Annotated in this window: 15 protein-coding genes and 1 pseudogene; 7 read left to right on the top strand and 9 right to left on the bottom strand. The window is 62.8% G+C overall.

Annotated elements, in window-relative coordinates; genetic code table 11:
- Nucleotides 1-22: 22 nt before the first annotated feature.
- The gene (locus tag K7H91_RS16530; RefSeq protein ID WP_230721359.1) at nucleotides 23-1,915 is read right to left on the bottom strand and encodes a PhoX family protein; all 1,893 of its coding nucleotides are present in this window, start codon (nucleotides 1,913-1,915) and stop codon (nucleotides 23-25) included.
- Nucleotides 1,916-2,398: 483 nt separating this feature from the next.
- Here K7H91_RS16530 and K7H91_RS16525 point away from each other — a divergent pair.
- The 6 genes and pseudogenes from K7H91_RS16525 to K7H91_RS16500 all read left to right on the top strand — a co-directional run.
- Nucleotides 2,399-2,509: pseudogene (locus tag K7H91_RS16525) on the top strand (metal ABC transporter substrate-binding protein); the annotation flags it as partial.
- Nucleotides 2,510-3,775: 1,266 nt separating this feature from the next.
- Nucleotides 3,776-4,378: a ZinT family metal-binding protein gene (locus tag K7H91_RS25720; protein ID WP_419197487.1), complete on the top strand. Its 603-nt coding sequence runs from the start codon at nucleotides 3,776-3,778 to the stop codon at nucleotides 4,376-4,378.
- A 100-nt stretch (nucleotides 4,379-4,478) separates the two neighbouring features.
- Nucleotides 4,479-5,549, top strand: a complete 1,071-nt coding sequence (locus tag K7H91_RS16515; RefSeq protein ID WP_230721357.1) for a CobW family GTP-binding protein — start codon at nucleotides 4,479-4,481, stop codon at nucleotides 5,547-5,549.
- Nucleotides 5,546-5,833 (top strand): hypothetical protein, encoded by a 288-nt coding sequence (locus K7H91_RS16510; RefSeq protein ID WP_230721356.1) that lies wholly within the window; start codon nucleotides 5,546-5,548, stop codon nucleotides 5,831-5,833. The genes K7H91_RS16515 and K7H91_RS16510 overlap by 4 nt, the downstream gene beginning before the upstream one ends.
- Nucleotides 5,834-5,985: 152 nt before the next feature.
- The gene (locus tag K7H91_RS16505) at nucleotides 5,986-6,327 is read left to right on the top strand and encodes a hypothetical protein (protein ID WP_230721355.1); all 342 of its coding nucleotides are present in this window, start codon (nucleotides 5,986-5,988) and stop codon (nucleotides 6,325-6,327) included.
- 62 nt (nucleotides 6,328-6,389) lie between these two features.
- The gene (locus K7H91_RS16500; RefSeq protein WP_230721354.1) at nucleotides 6,390-7,400 is read left to right on the top strand and encodes a DUF1775 domain-containing protein; all 1,011 of its coding nucleotides are present in this window, start codon (nucleotides 6,390-6,392) and stop codon (nucleotides 7,398-7,400) included.
- 69 nt (nucleotides 7,401-7,469) lie between these two features.
- On the opposite strand, the gene K7H91_RS16495 is transcribed toward K7H91_RS16500, so the two are convergent.
- Genes K7H91_RS16495 through K7H91_RS16475 form a run of 5 tightly spaced genes read right to left on the bottom strand, consistent with a single transcriptional unit; the run spans nucleotide 7,470 to nucleotide 12,681 of the window.
- Nucleotides 7,470-8,213, bottom strand: a complete 744-nt coding sequence (locus K7H91_RS16495; RefSeq protein ID WP_230721353.1) for an amino acid ABC transporter ATP-binding protein — start codon at nucleotides 8,211-8,213, stop codon at nucleotides 7,470-7,472.
- Nucleotides 8,210-9,298 (bottom strand): amino acid ABC transporter permease, encoded by a 1,089-nt coding sequence (locus tag K7H91_RS16490; protein ID WP_230721352.1) that lies wholly within the window; start codon nucleotides 9,296-9,298, stop codon nucleotides 8,210-8,212. The genes K7H91_RS16495 and K7H91_RS16490 overlap by 4 nt, the downstream gene beginning before the upstream one ends.
- Nucleotides 9,298-10,404: an amino acid ABC transporter permease gene (locus K7H91_RS16485; protein WP_230721351.1), complete on the bottom strand. Its 1,107-nt coding sequence runs from the start codon at nucleotides 10,402-10,404 to the stop codon at nucleotides 9,298-9,300. The genes K7H91_RS16490 and K7H91_RS16485 overlap by 1 nt, the downstream gene beginning before the upstream one ends.
- A 50-nt stretch (nucleotides 10,405-10,454) precedes the next feature.
- Complete coding sequence (locus K7H91_RS16480; RefSeq protein ID WP_230721350.1) at nucleotides 10,455-11,477, bottom strand: amino acid ABC transporter substrate-binding protein; 1,023 nt, start codon at nucleotides 11,475-11,477, stop codon at nucleotides 10,455-10,457.
- Nucleotides 11,478-11,499: 22 nt separating this feature from the next.
- On the bottom strand, nucleotides 11,500-12,681 hold the full coding sequence (locus K7H91_RS16475) for a trans-sulfuration enzyme family protein (protein ID WP_230721349.1): 1,182 nt from the start codon (nucleotides 12,679-12,681) through the stop codon (nucleotides 11,500-11,502).
- 93 nt (nucleotides 12,682-12,774) lie between these two features.
- On the opposite strand from K7H91_RS16475, the gene K7H91_RS16470 reads away from it, so the two are divergent.
- Complete coding sequence (locus K7H91_RS16470; RefSeq protein WP_230721348.1) at nucleotides 12,775-13,674, top strand: LysR substrate-binding domain-containing protein; 900 nt, start codon at nucleotides 12,775-12,777, stop codon at nucleotides 13,672-13,674.
- A gap of 82 nt (nucleotides 13,675-13,756) precedes the next feature.
- Here K7H91_RS16470 and K7H91_RS16465 read toward each other — a convergent pair whose 3' ends face one another.
- From K7H91_RS16465 to K7H91_RS16455, 3 genes are read right to left on the bottom strand one after another with little or no spacing between them, the layout of a single operon-like run.
- Entirely contained in the window at nucleotides 13,757-14,530 is a 774-nt protein-coding gene (locus tag K7H91_RS16465; protein WP_230721347.1) for an ABC transporter ATP-binding protein, read from the bottom strand.
- The gene (locus K7H91_RS16460; protein WP_230721346.1) at nucleotides 14,527-15,213 is read right to left on the bottom strand and encodes an ABC transporter permease; all 687 of its coding nucleotides are present in this window, start codon (nucleotides 15,211-15,213) and stop codon (nucleotides 14,527-14,529) included. The genes K7H91_RS16465 and K7H91_RS16460 overlap by 4 nt, the downstream gene beginning before the upstream one ends.
- Complete coding sequence (locus K7H91_RS16455; RefSeq protein ID WP_230721345.1) at nucleotides 15,213-15,932, bottom strand: ABC transporter permease; 720 nt, start codon at nucleotides 15,930-15,932, stop codon at nucleotides 15,213-15,215. Before K7H91_RS16455 ends, K7H91_RS16460 begins: the two co-directional genes overlap by 1 nt.
- Nucleotides 15,933-15,936: the final 4 nt, after the last annotated feature.

Below are 15,936 nucleotides of genomic sequence, written 5' to 3'. Positions count from 1 at the left end.
TGAGATCAAGTCCGCGATCTCGTCAGCCGACGAGGCCGTTGTCGTCGCGCTTGATCGCCATGATCGAGGAGCGCGGCAGGCCTTCTTCCGCCGGCCACGAGCCGCCCGGATGCTGGACGCCGACGAACATGGTGCGCCGGTCGGCGGACCAGCAAAGGCCGGTGATCTCGCCGCCGCGCGGCCCTGTCAGGAAGCGCACGATCTCGCCCGTTGCCGGATCGCCGGCAAGCTGCTGGTTGTTGCCCATGCCGGCGAAATCGCCCTCATTGCTGTCCTCGCCGTCGGTCTGGATCCAGACGAGGCCGCTCGTGTCGAAGGCCATGCCGTCGGGCGAGTTGAACAGATTGCCGCTGTTGATGTTGGACGAGCCGGCATAGGCGTCCGAATGGACCTCCGGATTGCCGGCCATGACGAACAGGTCCCAACGGAACGTGTCGGCGGCATGGTCGTCGCCATCGGGATACCAGCGCACGATCTGGCCGTAATTATTGGCCTCGCGCGGGTTGGGCCCGCCGACCGGGGTGGCGTCGCCACCGGCATTGGCCTTGACGCCGCGGTTCTTGTTGTTGGTGAGACAGCAATAGGCCTCGACGGCATAGGGGTTGACGGCGACCCATTCGGGCCGGTCCATGGTCGTGGCGCCGACCTTTGACCCAGCCATACGGGCGAAGATCAGGATATCGGCGGGTTCCATGCCGGTGGTTTCCGGCGTCAGCGCCAGCCATTCGCCGGTCTGGTCGTCGTTGAACTTCGCGACATAGAGCGTGCCGTCATCGAGCAGGCCATCGGTATCGCCGCCGGCGACATAGGGATGGGTCGAGACGAAGCGGTACAGGAATTCGCCGCGCTCGTCATCGCCAAGATAGACCACGACGCGGCCATCGGGAGCGAGCGTCACTTCGGCGTTTTCATGCTTGAAGCGGCCGAGCCCGGTGCGCTTGACCGGCGTACTGTCAGGATCGGTCGGGTCGATCTCGACCACCCAGCCGAAGCGGTGCGGCTCGTTGGGGTTCTTCGACGTGTCGAAGCGCGGATCGAACTTTTCGTAGCCGTACTGGCTTTCGGCAGCCATGCCATAGCGCTCGTAGCCGGCGGCGACGTCATCGCTGTAGCTCGTCTCTTCGGTCGCGCCGAAATAGCCGTTGAAGTTCTCTTCGCAGGTCAGATAGGTGCCCCAGGGCGTCTTGCCGGCGCCGCAATTGCCGAGCGTACCGAGGACGGCGCGACCATCAGGGTCGGCTTCGGTTTTCAGCAGGGGATGGCCGGCAGCCGGACCCGAAATCGCCATCGGCGCATTGTGGTGCAGGCGGCGGTTGAAGGGGCTGGAACGCACCACGGACCAGCCGTCCGCGCCTTCCGCGATCTCGACCACGGTCACGCCCTGCAGGTTCTGCAGCTTCAGAACATCGGCCGCGCTCTGCGGCACGCCGTCTTCGGTGTGCGGCAGATTGATATCGCTGTTCACATATTCGTTGTTGACCGCGAGAATCTGGTGACCACCGATCTCGAAGGTTTCCATGCCATCGGTGTTTTCACCGAAGACCTTGTCAGATTCCTCGACCGAGCCGCCGGTCTCGTGGTTGAATTCGGCCACGCCGTCATAAAGCGGATCGCCCCAGCTCACCAGAACCCTGGCTTTATAGCCTTCGGGCACGTGAAAGGCGTAATCGGTCTGGGCGGCGATCGGCGTGAACGGAAAACGCGATTGCGGCGCTGCCGCTTCCGCCGCGCCGCCCGGCAGCAGGCCGGCGCTCATGGCTACGGCGCCCGAGCCGAAGGCAACAACGCCGCCGAGGAAGCCGCGGCGCGAGATCGCGCGTTCGACAACGCGGTCAAAATCGTTTTCTTCGGGCCGGGGAAAATTGAGTTCATCCCACGCGTCGGCGGGCATCTTGATGGGCGGTATCTTGGTCATGAAAGGTCCTCGTAATTTAATAGCATTACAGGATCGACCCTACAGGGCTTTCTTGACGGCGGCATGAATGTCCCCAGCGATGGCAGCCTAAAAAAGCGGGTGTTCGGCTCCGGGAAACGCTGCGATGGCCGAGACAGAGATGCGGCGTGGGAGCCGGCATGCGGAAGGGTGCGCGGAAATTTCCGCAGTGAAGCAAATCCACACGGCCGGCGCCCCTATTTTCGGGCGCGACTCTGAAACCCGAGGCAGGTTTTCAACAAGGCGGAAAAAGCGGTTGCCTTCGCATCGTCGCTTCGATAATCGTAATGATATTACATTACTTATTTGCCGCACCGGAGTGAGAGGCTTTCGATGACCGAGGCTTGCCTGAACTTTTGCGATCTTGCGCCTGGATATGCCCGACATACGGCCGTGCATGACCTGACCGGGGATGTCGGCAAGGGCGGCCTGATAGCAGTCATCGGCGGTAGAGAACGGAAATCCGGAACACTTTATTCGGATGCGTTGTCTTCAGCCAACGGTCCCGCGCCGAGTTATCTCGACATGCTGCAACACAAAGTCGAAACGCTCGCCGCCGCCATCAACAAGGGCTGACACAAATAAACAAGGCAAGGCCGAACCTTGCCGTTCGATGTTATGTTATACCATCAAGGAGAGACGGATATGAAACAATGGATCCTGGGTGCATCCGCACTCGCGATTTCGCTCGGTGCATCGGCGGCCTTCGCCGAGGACCACGAGGACAGCGTCACCCTCTACAGGGTTTTCGTCGGGGACCATGCTGACGCCAAGGTCACGGCCTTCGACCTTGCCGAACCCGACCATCGCTGGTCCTTCGACACCGCCGGCCAGAACAAGCTCTACGCGGTCGATGACGGCGCGGCCATTGTCGCCGTGCAGTCGGACAGCGATGCGGTTCACTTCATCGACAGCGGAATCTCGCTGCATTCCCATGGCGATCACACCGATATCGACATTGAAGAGCCGGGCGCCATCGAGGGCAGCCTCACCGGCCCGCGCCCGTTCCATCTCATCGATCATGACGGCAAGGTCGTCATCAATTTCGACAAGGGCGGCTATGCCGCAATCGTCGATGCCCATGAACTCTCCCATGGCGAGATTGAAACCAGCGAACTGAAACAGGACCGCGCCCATCACGGTTTTGCCGCCCCCGTCGGCCAGTACTGGGTCACGACCGTCGCCACCGATACGCCGGTCGACGGCACCCGCATCGGCCTGCGCGCCGTCACCGAAGACGGCGAGCCGACCGGCGATGTCGCCACCTGCACCGGCATTCACGGCGAAGCTTTCTCCGGCGCCTTTCTTGCCGCCGGTTGCCAGGAAGGCGTGCTGACCGTAACCCCGGGCGAAGACGGCCCCGTCTTCGAGATGCTCACTTACCCCGACGATCTTCCGGAAGGCGAGACCACGGGCACCCTGCTTGGCGCGAAAAGCATGCAGGTGTTTCTCGGCAATTACGGCAAGGATGGCCTCGTCGTCATCGACCCGGCCGGCGAACCGCATTTCAGCTATATCGAGCTGCCCTTCCGCCGCGTCGACTTCGCGCTCGATCCGGCCAATGCGCGCTTCGGCTATGTCCTTACCGAAGACGGCAGCCTGCACCAGATCGACATTCTGGCCGGTAGCCTCACGACAAGCGCCAAGGTCACCGAGCCCTATTCGATGGACGGTCACTGGAACGACCCGCGTCCGCGCATCGCCATGGCCGGCGATGAAATCGTGATGAGCGACCCGAATGCCGGTCTCGTCCGCCGCATCGCCAAGGAGGACCTGACGGAAGTCGGTACGATCGACGTCGGCGGCATGCCCTACAACATCGCCGTTGCCGGCGGCAGCGGCATGATGCATGAAGGCGAGCACGATGATCACGCCCATGCCCACGAAGCGCATGCCCACGATCATGGCGATCCGCAGATCTACAAGGGCTATTTCGAGGACAGCCAGATCGCGGACCGTCCGCTTTCCGACTGGGAAGGCGACTGGCAGTCGGTCTATCCCTATCTTCAGGACGGCACGCTCGACCCGGTAATGGAGCACAAGGCCGAGACCGGCAGCATGACCGCCGAAGAATACAAGGCCTATTACGACACCGGCTACAAGACCGATGTCGGGCGCATCACCATCGACGGCGACATGGTCACCTTTTATAGGGATAGCGCGGCCGTTGAAGGCCGCTACGAAAGCGACGGCTATGAAATCCTGACCTATGCCAAGGGTAACAGGGGCGTCCGCTTCATCTTCGAAAAGGCCGGCGGCGACGAAGCCGCGCCGCAGTTCATCCAGTTCTCCGACCACCGGATCGCACCGGCCGACGCCGATCACTATCACCTCTACTGGGGCGACGACCGCGCGGCCTTGCTGGAAGAGCTCACCAACTGGCCGACCTATTACCCGTCATCGCTCAACGCCGACCAGATCGTCGACGAAATGCTCGCGCATTGAGCCGTGTGTGAAAGGCAGAAACAAGCGCTCGGCCGACATGGCCGGGCGCAGCGGTTTGTCGGCAAGCCGGACCTCACACTCCGCTGCAAGGAGTAATGGATTGAAGCAGTTCTACGACCCTGTTGCGGTAACGCTGCTGACCGGCTTTCTCGGTTCCGGCAAGACGACGCTGATCAATGCACTGGTCAACGATCCGCGCATGGCCGACACGGCCGTGATCATCAACGAGTTCGGCTCCATCGCCATCGATCACGATCTGGTCCGCACCGGCTCGGAACGCTACCTTCGCACCACGACCGGCTGTCTCTGCTGCTCCGCCACCAGCGATATTCGCACCTCGCTTCACGAATTGCACGAGGCCCGGATGAAAGGCGCAATCGGCCCGATCAGCCGGGTGGTCATCGAAACGACCGGACTTGCCGATCCCGCCCCGATCATCAACAGTCTCATCCCGGGCGGCGCGCCGGCGACTGCGCTGCGCGACCACGCCATTGCGCGTCACTTCTATCTGCAAGGCGTCATCACCGCCTTTGATACGATTGACGGGCGCGCAACGCTTGCAAGCTTCATCGAGGGCTGGAAACAACTTGCCTTTGCCGATGAGGTGATCCTGACGAAAACCGATATCGCCGAGGAAAAACGAAACTGGGCGCAGGAACTGGCGGTGCTCAATCCGGCAGCGCGCTTTCATGACCGGCATGCGCCGGGCTTCGACCTCGTCTCGCTGTTCGGCGCCGCGCCCTACTCGGTGTCGCACAAGGCAGACGACGTCAATGGCTGGCTGGCGATGGAACGGCTCTCCCCTCACCCGGAACACAACCACGACCCCAATCGCCATGGCGACGAGATCGAGGCGTTTTACCTGACGAGCGAGACGCCGCTGGACCCGGATGCGATCGGCATTCTGCTGGGCGTTCTCGTCAGCCCGCAAAACCGCGGCCTCATCCGCATGAAGGGGCTGGTTGCGCTCAACGACGATCCCGAAAGGCCAATGGTGATCCACGCCGTGCAGCACAGGATGGACCCGACCGTGCGCCTGCCGCAATGGCCGGGTGAGGAACGCGGCACGCGGATCGTCCTCATCGGCATGGATCTTCCGCAACAGCAGATCCGCGCGCTTTTCGCCGCCCTTGTCGCCCGCTCAAAGAAAAGCAGGAGGAAAACCGCTTGAGCAATGCGTTCGTGAACCCGCTCGCCCGGAAACAGCCGGGCGTCATCGAGGCAGCGCGCAGGATCAAGAGCTGGACGCGCGATCTGCTGGCGATCGATGATGCAACCATCGTCTCGGTCAACGAGCTCGCCTGCCACCTCCCCGGCTGCCCGCCACGAGAAACGGTCATTCTGGTGATGGCGGGGCCAAACGACACACGTCAATTTTCCATTCACAAGGCGATGGCGGATGTCACATTCGAGGACGTCCGGCAGGTCGTTGTGAATATTCAAGACAGCGCATGAAACCGGCGCGCCCGGCCGACGTTTCGCTTGCGTCAAATTGACAAGTTGCAATAAATTGCGGCTTCCATTCTTGTTTCGCCGAGCTTATGCACGCTTCGGCGGAACTGCTGGATGAGAGGGAGGCATTGGGTTTGCGGGGATTGAAGGCAGCAATGCGGGAACTGGCGGCGGCACTGGCCGCGATCGCCGTTTTTGCGCTGTCTTTCGTCTATCAGCCCTATATGCCGGCTTTGACACACCATGATGCCGGTGCGCTTCTGGTCTCTTCCCAGAGCGTTGTCTGCGGCAGCGGTCCCGCCGATCACGGTGCCGCAAGCCATGGCCCTTGCCATGCCTGCCGCCAGGATGCCGCCATCCTGCCGCCGCCGCCGGACGATGCCGTCCCGGCTTACACTTGCCTTGTGGCGCATGTATTCACGGTGAACGACCAAGCTCCAACGCTTGTCCTCCACACCGATCATTACAATCCGCGCGCACCGCCGTTTGTTGTCTGATTTCGCAAAGCGGACCTTTCAGGGTCCGTAAAATCACGACAATTCCAAACGGAGTATTTTCCATGACCACGTTCATGACCCGTCTCGCATGGGCCGGCGCGATCAGCCTTGCCAGCCTTTCCGCCGCCAACGCCCACATGACGCTTGAAACCGCGGAAGCGGCCGCCGGCGGCAGCTACAAAGCCGTTATCCGCGTGCCGCACGGCTGCGATGGCGCGGCGACCACCGAAATCCGCGTTCAGGTGCCGGAGGGTTTTTACAGCGTAAAACCGATGCCGCATGCCGGCTGGGTGCTCGAAACCGTCACCGGCGACTATGCCAATACCTACATGAACCACGGCAGCCCGGTCAGCGAAGGGGTCACCGAGGTGGTCTGGAAGGGCGGCGAACTGCGCGACGCCCACTACGATGAATTCGCGATGCGCGGCTCGCTCTCTTCCGATATCGCGCCCGGTACGGCGCTCTATTTCCCCGCCGTCCAGCTCTGCGCCGATGGCAGCGCCAACCACTGGACCGCCACGGGCGAGGCCGGCGACGGCGAGCCCGCGCCGAAGCTGACGGTCACCGCTGCCAAGGGCGGCAACGACCATCACGGCCACGACGACGCGATGGCGCCGGACCATGTGACGCTCGGCGATCTCGCGATCGACGGCGCCTTTGCCCGCGCCACCCTGCCCGGCGCGCCCGTCGGCGGCGGCTTCATGACGATCACCAATAATGGCGATGCCGACGACCGCCTCATTGCCGCCTCTTCCGATGCCGCCGGCGAATTGCAGCTTCACAACATGCGCATGGATGGCGAGGTGATGAAGATGTACCGGATGACCGACGGCGTTCCGGTTCCGGCTCATGAAACCGTGACGCTCTCGCCCGGCGGCATGCATGTGATGTTCATGCAGCTCAACGGCCCGCTTGCCGAAGGCAGCGTCGTCGATGTCGAACTGACCTTCGAAAAGGCCGGCACGGTGACCGTGCCCTTCGCCGTGAGAAGCATCGCCGCACAAGATGCCGGCCACGACATGCATGGCATGGATCAAGACCATATGGACCGTGGCGACACGAACGCCAACTGAGCTTCAGACCTGTCGCCGCCCCTCCACCGGGCGGCGATGTTTTTTCCTGAGGGGCACGGATCCCAACCGTCAGTGGATCATCGTCCGGATGCTGGACAGAAAACGTCGGGTTCTCTCGTCTTCCGGCGCATCGAAGAACTGATCCGGGGCGGCGGTTTCGACAATCCCGCCGGCTTCCATATAGACGACGCGGTCGGCGACCTGGCGGGCGAAGCCCATTTCATGGGTGACGACCACCATGGTCATGCCGTCATCGGCGAGTTCCACCATCACGTCGAGCACTTCCCGGATCATCTCCGGATCGAGCGCCGATGTCGGCTCATCGAACAGCATGATCCGCGGTCGCATGCAGAGCGCCCGCGCTATGGCGACGCGTTGCTTTTGCCCGCCGGAAAGCTGCCCGGGAAATTTGGGCGCCTGGTCGAGAATGCGGACGCGCTTCAGGAAGGTTTCCGCAGCCGTCTCCGCTTCCGCGCGCGGCGTGCGCCGCGACAGGATCTGCGGCAGAGCGCAGTTTTCGAGCACCGTCAGATGCGGAAACAGGTTGAAATGCTGAAACACCATGCCCGCATCACGCCGGACCGCATCGAGATTGCGCAGATCGTCGCCAAGCTCGACGCCGTTGACGACAATCCGGCCCGCCTGATGCTCCTCGAGGCGGTTGATGCAGCGGATCAGCGTCGATTTGCCCGATCCCGACGGCCCGCACACCACCACTTTCTCGCCGGCCGCAACCGTCAGCGAAACGCCCTTGAGCACGTGAAAATCGCCGTAGAATTTGTCGATGTTATCGATTTCGATCGCAGGTTTCATCCGTGTGTCCTTGCGGCTACGCCCCGTTCGAGATGGCGCGAATAGATTGAGATGGAAAAGCAGATGATGAAGTAGATCGCCGCGACGAACAGATAGGCCTCGGTGGAAGGCGCCGGCCATGCCGGGTCGGTGCTGGCGCTGCGGGCCGCGCTCAGCATGTCGAACACACCGACGATCAGCACCAGCGAGGTGTTCTTGATCATCACGATGGCGGTGTTGGTCAGCGGCGGGATCACGTTCTGGATCGCCTGCGGCAAAACGATGTGCCAGATCATTTTCCAGTAGGGAATGCCGAGCGCCTCGGCCGCCTCGATCTGCCCGTCGTCCAGCCCCTGAAGGCCGCCGCGAATGACCTCCGCCAGATAGGCGGCGGCGAAGATCGTCAGCGCGGCAAGCGTGCGGCCGAGCTTGTCGACCGTCCATTCCGGCGGCAGCAGCAGCGGCAACAGGATCGCCGCCACGAACAGCAGGCCGACCAGCGGAAGACCGCGCACAAGCTCGATCACAAAAATGCTGATCGCTCGCGCCACGGGCAGTTTTCCCCGTCGGCCCAACGCCAGCAAAACGGCCAGCGGAAAGGCAAGGCCGAGCGACAGCACCGCCAAAAGCAGTGTCACCGGCAGGCCGCCCCATTTCGACGTCGGCACGTAATCGAGCCCCAGCACGCCGCCGCCCATCAGCACCAGCATGGCGGCAATCGCGGCGGCCCAGACCAGCAGCAGCCGCGCGTTCCACAATCTCGGCGACAGCGAAACGAGCACCATGGCGACGATCAGCACGATCACGATGGTGGCCCGCCATTGCTCCTGCGGCGGATAGAGACCGAACAGGATCAGCCGCGCCTTGGCGCCGATAAAGGTCCAGCACGCCCCGCCGCCCTGGCAGGCCGCCGGGCCGCCGACCCAGTGGGCATCAAGAACGGCCCAGTTGAAGGCCGGGATAAGGCCGAGGATGATCAGGATGGCGAGAACCGTGAGGAATGCCGACAACAGATCGCCGAACAGCAGCTTCAGCAGCGGCTTGCGCTTGGCCCTTGGCGGTTTCTGCGGCGCATCGGCTGCGGTGTTGAAGGTAATATCGGTCATCAGCGCACCACCAGCGCAACGCGCGCATTGTACCAGTTCATGAAAGCGGAAACGGAGAGCGAAATGCTGAGAAAGACCGCCAGCATGATCAGGATGCTCTCGATCGCCTGACCGGTCTGGTTGATCACCGTGTTGACCACGAGGCCGAGTTCTGGATAGCCGACCGCCACGGCAAGCGTGGTGTTCTTGACGGTGGAAAGATATTGCGACGTCATCGGCGGCACGATGATCCTCAGCGCCTGCGGCAGGATGATCCGGAACATGATGTGGCGTTCGCTGAGCCCCAGCGCCCTGCCGCCTTCCCACTGGCCCTTCTCAACGGCGTCGATGCCGCCGCGGATGATCTCGCCGATGAAGGCGGAGGTATAGATCGTCAGGCCGGTGATGATGGCGGCGAATTCGGGCGACAGCACCATACCGCCTCTGAAATTGAGCCCCTTCAGGGCCGGCGCCTCAAGACCGACCGGATGGCCGAGCATGCCGGAGAGCCAGACGACGACAGCCACCCATACACACAGGAAAATGCCGACAGATGCGGCCTTTGCCGGCAAACGCCGTCCGGCCGCAGCCTTGAAGCCGGCGACGATCGCAAGCACGAACAGAAACGTCGCAACGATCAGCAGCATGCTGGCGCCGGGGCCGAGCGTCAGGGCCGGAGCATAGACGCCGCGAATGGACAAGAACACGCCGGGCAGCGGATTGAGCGCCTCGCGCGGAACCGGAAACAGCGAGGTGGCGATCGCATACCAGAAGAGAAGCTGGACGATCAGCGGAACGTTGCGCAGCACGGTGACATAAGTACCGGCAAAGCGCGACAGCAGCGGATGGGCGGAGCGGCGCGAGAGGCCGACCACCAGCCCGAGCAGCGTTGCAAACAGGATAGACAGGAACGACAGCCACAGCGTATTGGCGAGACCGACAACATAGGCCCAGAAGAAGCTGTCCGATGCATCGTAGCGGACGATGCTTTCGGAAATCGGAAAGCGCGCCGGCCGCCAGAGATAGTCGAAGCCGGTGCGGATGCCGCGTTCGGTCAGGTTTTCATGCGTATTGCCCGCAAGCCACCAGACGAACAGGACCAGACCGCCCAGAAGGGCGATCTGCATGGCCCAGGATCGGGCCCGTTGTGAATACCAGAGCGACAGCATAACCGGCTTTACTGAAAGGCCAGCGGGAACATCAGCCCGCCGTCGTTGAACAGCGCATTGTAACCGCGCTCCAGCTTCAGCGGGCTGTCCATGCCGACATTGCGATCATAGACCTCGGCGTAATTACCAACGGATTTCACGATCCGGTAGGCGAAGTCATCGCTGAGACCGAGGGCCGCGCCATTGCCCGGATCCGTGCCCAGAAACCGGCGGATGCGCGGATCGTCGCTGTCGAGATAGTCGTCGATATTCTCGCTGGTAAGCCCGAATGCCTCGGCGGCGATCATCGCCTGGATCGACCATGTCACGATATCGAGCCACTGGTCGTCGCCATGGCGGACCGCAGGCGTCAGCGCATCCATATAGGGCGTTGCCGGGAAGATGACGTAGTCGTCCGGATTGTCGGCCATCGTCGCGCGCACGGAGGCGAGCGCCCCGGCATCGGTGATCAGCGCATCGCAGCGGCCGGAGAAGAAGGCCTGACGGCCGGCGGTGGTGTTGTCGAAGACGACGGGCTGAAGATCGAGATCGTTCTTGGTCGAGACGTCGTTGACGACAACCTCGGTGGTCGAGCCGGTCTGCACGCAGACGGACGCGCCCGCCATGTCCTCGACGCTGGTGATGCCGAGCGATTTCGGCATCATGAAGCCGGTGAATTCGTAATAGTTCGGCGACGTGAAATTGATGCCATTGGCATCGCGCTGCAGCGTCCAGGTAAGCGTGCGCGGCAGCATGTCGATCTCGCCGGTCTGAAGGGCCGGAATGCGCTGCTGGCCCGAAAGCGGCACGAAATCGACCGCATCCTTGTCGTCAAGCACAGCCACGGCGACGGCCCGGCAGGTTTCCACGTCGAGGCCGCGCCAGTAGCCATTGTCATCCGGCGCGCCGAAACCGGGCGTGCCCTGGCTGGAGCCGCAGATCAGCCGCCCCCGCTCCTTCACGGTGTCAAGCGTCGATGTCGATTGCGCCAATGCCGGCGCAGTTAGCGCGGCGATCATCGCCATTGCGGTCAATGTGGTCTTGCAGGTCATGTTCCCGTCTCCTTGTTGGATTTTATATGCTGCATGTGACTTGTGAGCCACCGAGCGCAGTGAAGAAGCCGTCGAGGTCTTCCCTGAGATCGGAGGGGTCTTCCACGCCGATATTGACGCGCAGAATGATGCGGTCCTTGTGGGGATGCGGCATCTGCCGCGATGTCTTGACGCTCATCGGCGCAATCAGGCTGCGGGTGCCGCCCCACGAGGCGCCGATCGCGAAATAGCGCAGACCATTGAGCGCGGCATCGAGGCGCGCTTCATGCTCGACCGGCAGGACGACCGAAAACAGGCCGCTGGCGCCGGTAAAATCGCGCTTCCAGATGGCATGTCCGGGACTGGAGGCGAGCGCGGGAAACAGAACCGGCCCGACATCGCGGCTTTCCAGCTCCGCCGCGATTTCGCCGGCCACACGCCCGACATGGGCGAGACGCACGGCCATGGTTTCCAGTCCGCGCAGCACCAGTTGCACGGCATCCGGCGAAACGCCGAAGCCCAGCATGCGCATGGTGTCGCGCAAGGCCTTGCGCAGGTCCAGATCGTTGACGCTGACCGAGCCCATCAGCAGGTCGGAGTGACCGCCCGGATATTTGGTCAGGGCCTGCATCGAGAAGTCGACGCCATGGTCGAGCGGCTTGAACAGAAGCGGCGTCGCCCAGGTATTATCGATGCCGGTCAGGATGCCGCGCCGTTTCGCAATCGCGGTGATGGCCGGCACATCCTCGATTTCCATGGTTGTGGAACCGGGCGATTCCATCCAGATCAGCCTTGTGTTGTCGCGCACATCGCCTTCGATTCCGGCGCCAATACCCGGCTCGAACACGGACCATTCGATGCCACGCGGCTCCAGGAAATTGCGGCAGAGACCGATGACCGGGGGATAGGCGTTGTCGGCCACCAGAACATGGTCGCCGGGCTTCAGGCACGAGAGCATCACGACCGCGATCGCGGCCTGGCCGGAGGGTAGGATGACCGTCTTCAACCCGTTTTCGAGTGCTGTAAGCTGCGCCTCCAGCACGCGCTGCGTCGGCGTGCCGTGCAGGCCGTAGGAATAGCTGTCGAGATCCCGTTGCGAACGAGTGGCATAGGCTTCCGCGTCCGGAAAGACGATGGTCGAAGCCCGGTGGGTCGGAACGCCGAGAGCGGCATAGCCCTCTTCGCTGATCTTCGGGTGGTGAACGCTCTTGGTTGCGTCGCGCATGTGAACTCCTGAAATAACGACGCCATCATTGCCTTTTGTTGGCAGCAGGAATACTGATCAGGACACATAGTTCTATGCGGAAACCTTATAGGCATGAATTTTCGCCAGCTCGAAGCCTTCAACGCCGTCATGATCTCGGGCTCGACCGTCCGGGCCGCCGAGCTGATGGGCGTCACCCAGCCGGCCGTCTCGCGTCTGATCGCCGAGCTGGAAGCGGCGGTGCGGTTTCCGCTGTTCGATCGGGTGCGCGGTCGGCTGATCGCGACGCCCGAAGGAACGCTGTTCTTCCGGGAGGTCGAGGTCAGCTTCAAGGGGCTGGACCGGCTACAGGCAACGGCGGCCAGCATCCGCGACTACGGGGCCGGCACGCTGAAGATCGCCTCGCTGGCGGCGGCCGGGGCTATTCTGGCGCCCGCCGCCATCCGCGCCTTCCGGAAACAGAATCCGGGCGTCAGGATCACCTTCCACATCACCTGGTCGTCGGCGATCCGCAACGGCATCACCGACGGGCAGTATGATCTGGGGCTCGCAGCCGACGAAATCGACCGCTCGGGCATCGACAGCCAGTTATTCGGCAGCTTTCCGGGCCTCATCGCCATGCCGAAATCCCATCCGCTGACCCTTCACAAGTCGATCACCCCCGATCTGATCGCGGAATGGCCACTGATCGGCCTCAGCCCCGAGGACCGGGCGCGGCAGCGCTTTGACGAGACGATGAAGAATGCCGGGCACGAGCCCAAATATGTGATCGAGACCCCGAACGCCGCCACCATCTGCGCACTGGCGCAGGAGGGCGACGCCGTGGGACTGGTGAACCCGCTGGTCATCGGCGAAGCGGAAAGCAGAACCGTCGCGCTCCGCCCCTTCACGCCCGACGTGATGTTCCGCGTCTACCTTCTCTTTCCCGCCGACATCCAGAAGTCCACCCTCGTCCGCGGCTTCACGGCCGAGTTGTTCCGGCTTCGCAACAGGTTCGAAATGCCGACGGCGTAGCCTATTCACGCCGAGCGACCACCTGGCGGAGAAACCCTTTAAGAACGCCCTGATCGAAAATAGCAAACCCCAAACCGGTTTGTCATGCGCGATCGAAATAGCCGCTGAGGAAGGCGGTGCAGCGTTCCGATTGGGTATTGCCGAAGACCTCGTCGGGCGTGCCGTCCTCTTCGATAATCCCCTGGTGCAGGAAGACCGTGCGGGTCGAGACCTCGCGGGCAAAGCCCATTTCATGGGTGACGATGATCATGGTGCGGCCCTCGTCGGCGAGGTCGCGCATGACTTTGAGCACCTCGCCCACCAGTTCCGGGTCAAGCGCCGAGGTCGGCTCGTCGAAAAGCAGCGCGCGGGGCTTTTGCGCCAGCGCGCGGGCGATGGCGACGCGCTGCTGCTGCCCGCCGGAGAGTTCGTTCGGCCAGGCATCCGCCTTTTCAGGCAGGCCCACCTTTTCGAGGAGCGCCAGCGCCTCCTCCCGGCATTCGGCCTTGTTGCGACGCTGCACGATCAGCGGCGCCTCGATCACATTTTGCAACACGGTGCGATGCGGCCACAGGTTGAAGTCCTGGAACACGAAGCCGAGGTCGCGGCGCATGGCGCGCACGGTGCGCATCTCGGATCGGGTCAGCCCGCCACCGTTGGGTGACAGAGACGCGTCGCCGACAGAAATATAGCCGTTGTCCGGGATTTCGAGCATGGGAATGCAGCGCAGAAGCGTGCTCTTGCCGGAGCCGCTGGCGCCGATCAGCGAGATAACGTCGCCATCATGCGCCGTCAGATCGATGCCGCGAAGCACCTCGTTCTCGCCGAAGCTCTTGTGCAGGCCCTTGACGGAGACTGCGGAAAGATTGGAAGTCATTGTCTTGCTCCGAATTGCCAGGGAGAAAGGGTGCGTTCGACAAGGGATGTCGCGCGGGTGATAATCAGCGACATCGCCAGGTAGATCAGACCGGCGCACATGAAGATCTCGACCGCGTGCCAGGTCTCCGCCACGGCCTCGCGGGCGATGCCGGTGATGTCCATCAGGCTGATCATGCTGACGAGCGCCGTGGATTTCAGCATCGAGATGATCTCGTTGGAATAGGCCGGCAAGGCCTGCCGGAACGCAATCGGCAGGGTCACGCGGCGCAGGACCTGAAGGCCCGACATGCCGCTGACGCGTGCGGCTTCCTGCGTCCCCTTCGGGACGGCGCGCAGTCCGCCGCGCAGGATCTCGGACGTGTAGGCGGCGTCGTTTAGCATCAGCGCAATCAGGCCGCACCAATAGGGTTCGCGCAGCAGCGGCCACAGAAAGCTGGACCGGATGAACTCCAATTGCGGCAGGCCGAAATAGATCATGAACAGCTGCACCAGCAACGGCGTGCCGCGAAAGATGTAAACGTAGAACCCGGCGACGGCGTTGCCGACCCGCGTGGTGCGCGCAAGGTTCAGCAGCAGACCGATAATAAAGCCGCCCAACAGAGCGAAGAATGCGAGATTCAGCGTTAGCGGCAGGCCGGAGAGGAGCGCCTTGAAGAGGGAAACGAAATAGGAAAAATCCATCAGCGTGCCTCTCCGGAATAACCCGCCATCGTGCGCCGTTCGAGCAGGCGGAAGACCTGGTCGGACATGGTGGTGATCACCAGATAGATGACGGCTGCCGCGGCGTAGAAAAGGAAAGGTTCCTGCGTGGTGCCGGCGGCGATCGAGACCTGACGCATGGTTTCAACCAGACCGGTGACCGAGACCAGCGCGCTTTCCTTGATCACGGATTGCCACTGGTTGCCCATGCCCGGGATCGCGGTCACCATTGCCTGCGGCGCGGTTATGCGGCGGAAAAGCTGCCAGCGCGTCATGCCCACCACGCGGCCGGCCTCAAGCGTGCCGGTCGGCACGGCCTGGTAGGCTCCGCGCAGCACCTCGGACTGGGCGGCGCCCGAGATCAGGCCGATCGCCAGCATGCCGGCGACGAAGCCGCTGATGTCGAACGGGCCTTCGAAACCGAGCGCCGTGCCGAAGAAGGCCACCACCTGGCGACCGCCGAAGTAGAACAGGAAGATGACCAGAAGGTCGGGCACGCCGCGCAGCACTACCACATAGGTTTCCGCGAGCCGGCGGGCCCAGATATTGCCCGAAACCCGTCCCCAGACGGTCAGCGTTCCCAGAACGGTGCCCAGCAGGAAGGCCGCGATCGAAACGGCGAGGGTCATGAGACCGGCGCGCACGAGCACCGGCCCCCATCCCTCGGGGCCGAAGCCCAGGAGATACAGATTTGAAGTCATGCGC

It is taken from the genome of Martelella mediterranea (genome assembly GCF_021021415.1).
Taxonomy (GTDB): Bacteria; Pseudomonadota; Alphaproteobacteria; order Rhizobiales; family Rhizobiaceae; genus Martelella; species Martelella mediterranea_C.
Note: the sequence above shows the minus strand (reverse complement) of the source record. Positions and strands in the feature narration are given on the sequence as shown.

What these genes read in the sequence shown, in the direction of transcription:
- K7H91_RS16485 (WP_230721351.1), bottom strand. Translation starts at nt 10,404, where the DNA reads ATGCAGATCGCCCTTCTGGGCGGTCTGGTCCTGTTCGTCTGGTGGCTT.
- K7H91_RS16475 (WP_230721349.1), bottom strand. Translation starts at nt 12,681, where the DNA reads ATGCGCGACGCAACCAAGAGCGTTCACCACCCGAAGATCAGCGAAGAG.
- K7H91_RS25720 (WP_419197487.1), top strand. Translation starts at nt 3,776, where the DNA reads ATGATGCATGAAGGCGAGCACGATGATCACGCCCATGCCCACGAAGCG.
- K7H91_RS16455 (WP_230721345.1), bottom strand. Translation starts at nt 15,932, where the DNA reads ATGACTTCAAATCTGTATCTCCTGGGCTTCGGCCCCGAGGGATGGGGG.
- K7H91_RS16480 (WP_230721350.1), bottom strand. Translation starts at nt 11,477, where the DNA reads ATGACCTGCAAGACCACATTGACCGCAATGGCGATGATCGCCGCGCTA.
- K7H91_RS16460 (WP_230721346.1), bottom strand. Translation starts at nt 15,213, where the DNA reads ATGGATTTTTCCTATTTCGTTTCCCTCTTCAAGGCGCTCCTCTCCGGC.
- K7H91_RS16530 (WP_230721359.1), bottom strand. Translation starts at nt 1,915, where the DNA reads ATGACCAAGATACCGCCCATCAAGATGCCCGCCGACGCGTGGGATGAA.
- K7H91_RS16490 (WP_230721352.1), bottom strand. Translation starts at nt 9,298, where the DNA reads ATGACCGATATTACCTTCAACACCGCAGCCGATGCGCCGCAGAAACCG.
- K7H91_RS16470 (WP_230721348.1), top strand. Translation starts at nt 12,775, where the DNA reads ATGAATTTTCGCCAGCTCGAAGCCTTCAACGCCGTCATGATCTCGGGC.
- K7H91_RS16465 (WP_230721347.1), bottom strand. Translation starts at nt 14,530, where the DNA reads ATGACTTCCAATCTTTCCGCAGTCTCCGTCAAGGGCCTGCACAAGAGC.
- K7H91_RS16495 (WP_230721353.1), bottom strand. Translation starts at nt 8,213, where the DNA reads ATGAAACCTGCGATCGAAATCGATAACATCGACAAATTCTACGGCGAT.
- K7H91_RS16505 (WP_230721355.1), top strand. Translation starts at nt 5,986, where the DNA reads ATGCGGGAACTGGCGGCGGCACTGGCCGCGATCGCCGTTTTTGCGCTG.
- K7H91_RS16500 (WP_230721354.1), top strand. Translation starts at nt 6,390, where the DNA reads ATGACCACGTTCATGACCCGTCTCGCATGGGCCGGCGCGATCAGCCTT.